Source organism: Sulfuricurvum sp. MLSB (assembly GCF_000747095.1).
In the GTDB taxonomy this organism is placed as follows: Bacteria; Campylobacterota; Campylobacteria; order Campylobacterales; family Sulfurimonadaceae; genus Sulfuricurvum.
Genome location: NZ_JQGL01000144.1, coordinates 61,379 through 67,693, shown reverse-complemented (window position 1 = coordinate 67,693; position 6,315 = coordinate 61,379). Strand labels below are relative to the sequence as shown.

At 48.4% G+C, this 6,315-nt stretch carries 7 protein-coding genes and 1 pseudogene; 5 read left to right on the top strand and 3 right to left on the bottom strand.

Translation table 11 applies throughout. The features are described from left to right. Together JU82_RS12160 and JU82_RS11035 are read right to left on the bottom strand one after the other, a co-directional pair. Positions 1 to 1,010, bottom strand: a 1,010-nt coding sequence (locus JU82_RS12160; protein ID WP_037950658.1) for an ATP-binding cassette domain-containing protein, incomplete at its 3' end; no start/stop codon positions are given. Positions 1,011 to 1,015: 5 nt separating this feature from the next. Beyond that, positions 1,016 to 1,264 (bottom strand): hypothetical protein, encoded by a 249-nt coding sequence (locus JU82_RS11035; protein WP_294892903.1) that lies wholly within the window; start codon positions 1,262 to 1,264, stop codon positions 1,016 to 1,018. Positions 1,265 to 1,414: 150 nt separating this feature from the next. Here JU82_RS11035 and JU82_RS11030 point away from each other — a divergent pair, with 150 nt between their 5' ends. Next, positions 1,415 to 1,720, top strand: coding sequence for a monooxygenase (locus JU82_RS11030; RefSeq protein ID WP_037950653.1), 306 nt, complete (start codon positions 1,415 to 1,417; stop codon positions 1,718 to 1,720). Here JU82_RS11030 and JU82_RS11025 read toward each other — a convergent pair. Further along, positions 1,717 to 3,420 carry a GGDEF domain-containing phosphodiesterase gene (locus JU82_RS11025; RefSeq protein WP_294892901.1) on the bottom strand — a complete coding sequence of 568 codons (1,704 nt, stop codon included), beginning with the start codon at positions 3,418 to 3,420 and terminating at the stop codon, positions 1,717 to 1,719. The two genes, JU82_RS11030 and JU82_RS11025, sit on opposite strands and share 4 nt — an antisense overlap. 249 nt (positions 3,421 to 3,669) lie before the next feature. Here JU82_RS11025 and JU82_RS12155 point away from each other — a divergent pair, with 249 nt between their 5' ends. From JU82_RS12155 to JU82_RS12265, 4 genes and pseudogenes are all read left to right on the top strand, one after another. Next, positions 3,670 to 4,008 (top strand): glycine zipper domain-containing protein, encoded by a 339-nt coding sequence (locus JU82_RS12155; RefSeq protein ID WP_294892899.1) that lies wholly within the window; start codon positions 3,670 to 3,672, stop codon positions 4,006 to 4,008. A gap of 64 nt (positions 4,009 to 4,072) precedes the next feature. Then, positions 4,073 to 5,068, top strand: coding sequence for a hypothetical protein (locus JU82_RS11015; RefSeq protein WP_294892897.1), 996 nt, complete (start codon positions 4,073 to 4,075; stop codon positions 5,066 to 5,068). A gap of 14 nt (positions 5,069 to 5,082) precedes the next feature. Further along, entirely contained in the window at positions 5,083 to 5,469 is a 387-nt protein-coding gene (locus JU82_RS12150; RefSeq protein ID WP_294892896.1) for a hypothetical protein, read from the top strand. Further along, positions 5,396 to 6,304 (top strand): annotated as a pseudogene (locus tag JU82_RS12265) (HAMP domain-containing protein); the annotation flags it as partial. The gene JU82_RS12150 and the pseudogene JU82_RS12265, both read left to right, overlap by 74 nt. Positions 6,305 to 6,315: the final 11 nt, after the last annotated feature.

The following is a 6,315-nucleotide window of genomic DNA, read 5'->3' as shown; positions in this document are numbered from 1 at the left end:
AGGTGCTCAATCTCAAACAGCATCTTCTGGCGGTTTATCCCTTCGCCCCGGTTGAAGTGTTTTGCTTCCCGCTCCAGCTCCAGTTTCATTTTTCGGATCTTGCTCGGATTGTTTTTGGCATCTTCGCGCAGCTGCAATACCCGTTGTTTGCGCCCTTCGTTTCGTTTTAGACGCGCTTTGACCCCTCGTCTGAGCCATTCGTTTTCGCTTTTGAGCAGTTTGAGAAGGTTTTCGTGCTGCTGAGCCATCGTGCGAAGCAATTCCTGCTTCTGCTCGAGGTAGTTGCTGTAGCCGCCGTTGAATTCGCGCAGGGCGCAATCCTCGACCTCGATGGTTTTTGTCGCGACCTGATCGATGAAGTAACGGTCATGCGAGATGAAGAGGAGGGTGAAGCGCTCTTTGAGGATCAGCTCTTCGAGGAATTCGACCATGTAGACGTCAAGATGGTTGGTCGGTTCGTCCAGCAGGAGGATATCGGGTTTTTGCAACAGCAGCGAGGCGAGGGCGACGCGGCGCTGTTCGCCTCCGCTTAAAAGATCGACACGCTTGTGTTCGTACTCTTTGAGCATGAAATGATGCATGACCCGCTCGAGTTTGTCGTCGAGGTTCCAGGCGTTGTGGTGATCGAGAAAATTGGTGAGGCGTGATTGCTCTTCGAGCAGTGAGGCATTGTCGAACTGTTCCGCCAACAGAAGAGAAATCTCGTCAAATCGGACTTTAGCCGATTTAAGCTCCCCCAGCCCCGCCTCGATGGCTTCGCGTACGGTATGGTTCGGCTCGAATTGCGGGACTTGGGAGAGCATTTTGATCTCGATACCCTGCCGCGTGATCCGCTCGCCCTCATCGGCGTCGAGCGAACCGTGGACGATCTTCATCAAGGTCGATTTGCCGCTGCCATTTTTGCCGACGATAACGATCCTTTCCCCTTCGTCGATGTGAAAGTTGACGTTTTCTAAAATCTTTTGGGCTTCGTAGTGTTTGCTGACACCGAGGAGATCGACTAATGCCATGAAGGTTATTCCTTAGGGAGGGTAAAACAGGTATGACGTGATAAATACCACGTCACGATTGCGTAATCGTTATAGGACAATTCGTGTTGCGCGGGCGGGATAGAATCGTTGCGCAGTTTGGATCGGATGATGCCGAAGACGATAAAGCCGAGCAGCAGCGATCCCAGAGCAATGAACCAATCGCTTTGCGTCCAGACAAGTATCGCGATAATGTAATTACCGTAGCTGAGCGCATATCCTAAGAACCGTGCCATTAAACGGCAACGCCGTGTCGGAAGGGTTGGTGTCGGATCGATGCGAAAAAGGGTACGGTCGCTATTCATGCGGGAATTATAGCGGATGGGAGTTTAACGTCGGTTGTATCGATTTGGATATACTTTTGCATACAATCAGAGGAGAATATAATGACCGTATTATTGCAAATCGATTTTCCCTATGCGGGACCGTTCGGGCGTGAAATGACAGATGCTTTTGCCGGACTTGCCGAGTCGATTGCGCAGGAGAAAGGGCTTATTTGGAAAATATGGACGGAGAATGCCCAAACCGGTGAATCGGGCGGGATTTATCTGTTTGAAAACATGGCTTCCGCAGAAGCGTATTTAACGATGCATACGGCTCGTCTGGAAAGCTTCGGAGTTCAGGGAATGCGTTCCAAACTCTTTCAGGTAAACGAGGATCTTTCGCGGATTACAAAAGCCTATTTGGGTTAATCCGTCATCGAGGCGGAAGGTTCTCCCAGATAGTATCCCTGCATCGCATCGATGGGGAGCGTTTTTAGATAATCGTAGATTTGTTCGCTGCTGACGAATTCGGCAACCGTTTCGATGTTTAATTTGGCGGCGAAATCAAGAATCGTATCCAGAATGATTTTCGAGGTGGGGTTCTGGTCGATGTCGCGGATAATCGAACCGTCGATTTTGATGTAATCGATGTCGAGCTTCGTGATGTAGGCAAAATTCGAGTATCCCGCACCGAAGTCATCCAACGCGATTTTGACGCCGTATTTTTTGACTTCGGTGATGAACATATTGACGATATCATAGTTCTCGATCCCCTCGGATTCGAGAATCTCGAAGATAATCTGGCCGGCGTTAGAGCAGGTTTGTACTTTTTCCAGAATATAGGCGTACATCGTTTGGTCATGGATGTCTTCGATCGAAAGATTGATCGAGCAAGCTACGTCAGGATGCATTTTCAGCGTCTCAAAAACCTTATCGATCATAATCTTTGTAATGTGATAATAGAGTTTGACTTTTTTCGAAATTCCCAGGAAATGATAGGGTGTTATAACCGATCCGTCATCTTCTATAATCCGCACAAGCGCTTCGTATTTATCGATTTTCAATGTTTTGGTATTCAGGATAGGCTGATAATAGGGGACGATTCTGTCTTCCTCTATGGCATTGCGGAGCCGTTTTACCCATTGGATGTTTTTTTCGTAGTCTTTTTTAATATGGAGCGACGGATCATAAATAATATAATCCTGACGCCTTTTTTTGGCCAGTTGCAGTGCCATTCCCGCCCGAAGCAACACACTTTGCCGGTAATCGGTAATATCGTGTGAACACGCTATCCCCGCCGTCGCATTGAGGCTCATGTCGTGATCCTGGATACGGAAACTGCTTTGGCTGATTTGTTCGATAAGGTGGGCGGCAAATGCTTCAATCTCTTCTATTTCGGGCGGGTTTGTGATCAAAACAGCGTACTCGTCGACCGGAAGTTTGTAGACAACGGCATCGTCCATCTGCTGCGAAAGAGCCGAAAGAAGTTCTGCGACACTGTCAAGCAATTCGTCCCCCATGTCGTTACCGTAAAAACTGTTGATTTCGCGGAAGCGGTCGATGTTGAGCAGCAAGAGGGCGTAGGGTTTTTCGATCGTTTCGGTATCGTGAATCAATTTCGAACGGTTCGGCAGTCGGGTAAGGGGATCGTAGAACAATCGGTAGGTCAGTTCCCGAGTGCGGTTTTCTACCAGGCCCTTGAGGTCGTCGGTGTGGTGCTGCAGTTGTCTTTTGGACTCCAATAGCTCGCGATTGAGTTCGTGCAGGCGGGTCATATCGCGGATGCTGACAACCGTAGTATAAACTTGCCCCCGCTCATCGTAGAGCGCCCGTACGTTTTTTGCAATGTGGACCAGACTGCCGTCTTTGCGTTTGAAAATCGTTTCCTGATCGTTGCAGTGACCGTGTTCGCGGACGTTGCTCATACAACTCTCAAGGATGCTCAGGTCATGAAGGTGCTCCGTGATGCAGGTGCCGATCAATTCTTCGGCTTCATAGCCCAGCAGTTGGCAGAATGTGGGGTTGGCATACGTGATAATGAGATTGGTGTCGTGTGTGAACATGCCGTCCGGCATATGTTTAAGTAGATCGTTGACGTGTATCCGATCTGATTGAAAAGGGTTTTGCATTTACTATCCTTATGCATTCCAAAGCGTTTATTATAGTTCACAGTTACTTGAATGTTTTATTAAAGTTATTTATATCTCTCTCGTTAAGGCGTAAAAATGTAGATTTAACCGCAAACAGGGGATATTGTCTCTTTTTAGTGTAAAATTTCCGTAAAAATTCAGACGACAGAATCGGGATTCAGCCAATGCGTTGTTTTTTCAGAAACACAAACGATGATAAAATATCCGAAAATAGAATGGAGTACTAACATGAATGCAAAGAAAAAAATAATCGTAACAGGTATTTTTGCCGCAGCCGTAAGTTTGCAGGCGGGTCAAATCGACGGAAGTGCCGTGTTGGGCAGTGCAATCGGTGCGGCGGCGGGCAGTGCGGTCGGTTCGGCAGTCGGCGGTAAAGAAGGAGCCGTGATAGGCGGCGGAATCGGCGGTGCGGTAGGTGCCGCCGCAGGGAGCAGTGATTCATCTGTCCAACAAAGAACAGGCGGAAGCGTCGTCGCGGCGAGAGTCGTAGGGGACGATGAATACAGAGGGCACCGCGACAACGGATTGCACAAAGGCCATCACAAACATAAGCATAAACACCACTGATCCACTGCATAATAAGCAAGACGGTCGGTTGTAAAAATTTTGGTTCTGAAAGCGGGGATAAAGAGTGCAAAGATATCGTAAATGGTTTTTGTGGATCAGTGTGGGAACTCTATCATTGTACGCAGAGCCTTACGAACCCGGGCACGGCCTTGCTCTCAACGAGCACATAACCGTCGGCGGATATTTTTCGACTGAATTTGAAACCGGCAAACTCCGCGACAGGGCGACTTTGGACGATGTCGCGGTTCTGGCGTACGGCGACATCAATCCGATGTTTTCGTATTTGGCTGAGTTGGAAGCCGTCAGATTTTATCAGAAAAATTTTACCGACGGCAGCGAAGACAGCGAACGTAAATTTCACATCGAACGTTTCTACGGCGACATGTGGGTGAATGATGCATTCAATGTCCGTTTCGGAAAACAGATAACTCCCATCGGATATTGGAACCGCGAACCCATCAACGTGTTGCGCGACACGACATCCAATCCGCTTTACAGCAAACTTTTATTTCCAAAGTTTTTGACCGGCATCGATTTCAACGGATACGTTCCGGGAGTGCAAAATCTTAATTACCATTTTTTCGCTCAAAGCACCCACGATATGGACGAGGAATACATCAATATCCCCAACACCCATTTTTACGGGCTTGCCCTTGAACAGGAGTTTTCGTGGGAATGGAACGGCGGCGGGAGCATAGGTGAATACATAACGCAAGCAACCGGCGAGCGTACCCGTTTTGTCCAGGCAAATCTCAAATACGAGGCGGAAACGTGCATCGTGACCGCCGAAGCGATTGCGGCGCGTACGGCGTATCGTATCGGCGGAGACGACGACACCTATGCGGGCTATCTTCAGGGAGTTTACCGTTTCAATCCTCAGCATGCGGCCGTCGGAAGATACGAGTATTATGACCGTCGGCATGATGACTATCGTGATCATATCGGCATTGTCGGATACAGCTATCGTCCGATTTATCCGGTTTCGTTGAAAGGGGAATACCAATGGCATTCCCAAAACGATGAAAACCTCTTTTTATTCTCGTTTGCGGTATTGTTTTGATGAAAGCGGCAGTCATGGCAGCCTGTCTGGTTTCGATTCTAAGCGCGTCGGAGTACACGGTCGTCGTTTCCAAAAAATCGTCTTTTTCGGCGTTGACGGTTTCGCAGATAAGGGACGTTTTTTTGCAAAAGCGCCGTAACATCGGAGATGAAAAAGCCATTCCCGTCAATGTTTTGGGGCATGAAGAAGTGCGAAGCCTGTTTGAGACAAAAGTCTTGGGGATGGATCGCAACCGTTTGAACGCCTACTGGGTAAAGCAGCATTTTCAGGGAGTTACCCCGCCGCTGACCCAACCTTCGTTTGAATCGGTCAAGGCGTTTGTCGAAAATGTGGACGGAGCAATCGGTTATCTTCCCGTCTATATGGTCGATGGAAAGGTGCGGGGCGTCTATGAGTTTTAAAATCAAAACAATTCTCCTTTTTTTGGGAGTCAGTCTGATCCCGTACGTCGCAACGATGTTTTTGCTCGGAAATTCATTTCGCGAGGAGCAGTATAACGCCGTAACGCAAGAGATGAACACGCAGCTGCGTTTAACGGTTGAACGGATCGATCAACATCTGATCACCTTGCAAAAAGATATGGCCTTTATGGCCAAGTCGGATTTGATGAACGACATGTATACTCAGGATCTTGACCGTCGTATCGGGAATACGCTTTTGGCAAAAAAGCGCGATATGAAGCTGATCGGCGATTTTTATGCAGTCGATGGCGGCGGCCGCATCATTGCATCAAGCGATTTTGCGGCGATCGGGGAAATTTTTTCCGGACCGTCTTTTTATTCGGTTCCCATCCGCTCGAGTTTTACCAATGAGCAGATCGGATCGCTAAAAGTTGATTACCGTGTCGAAAATTTTAGCCGTTTTTTCTCCAACTCTCCTCAACGTCACTACTTCATCCAATATCGGGACGGAACGAGCGAATTGCGCCCCGCGGTATTTGTCGAATCATTGAAAGTAGCCCGAAAATTAACCGGAAAAACCGAATTGACGGTGGTTTTGGAAGAAGAAAAAGCATTTGCCTACCGTCTGCTGTACAAGTACGAACGATGGTTTATCTTGCTGCTGATTATCGGCGCCGTATTTATTGCCGTCGCCGCTTATTATGTAGCGAAAGGATTGATACGTCCGGTGATCGGTCTGTCGAAGACGGCGAAGGAAATTACCCGTACGCAGGACTATACGCAGCAGGTTGCGGTAGATCGCGACGATGAGATCGGGCAGCTCTCGAATGCGTTCAACACGATGAT

What these genes read in the sequence shown, in the direction of transcription:
- JU82_RS11035 (WP_294892903.1), bottom strand. Translation starts at nt 1,264, where the DNA reads ATGGCACGGTTCTTAGGATATGCGCTCAGCTACGGTAATTACATTATC.
- JU82_RS11030 (WP_037950653.1), top strand. Translation starts at nt 1,415, where the DNA reads ATGACCGTATTATTGCAAATCGATTTTCCCTATGCGGGACCGTTCGGG.
- JU82_RS11025 (WP_294892901.1), bottom strand. Translation starts at nt 3,420, where the DNA reads ATGCAAAACCCTTTTCAATCAGATCGGATACACGTCAACGATCTACTT.
- JU82_RS12155 (WP_294892899.1), top strand. Translation starts at nt 3,670, where the DNA reads ATGAATGCAAAGAAAAAAATAATCGTAACAGGTATTTTTGCCGCAGCC.
- JU82_RS12150 (WP_294892896.1), top strand. Translation starts at nt 5,083, where the DNA reads ATGGCAGCCTGTCTGGTTTCGATTCTAAGCGCGTCGGAGTACACGGTC.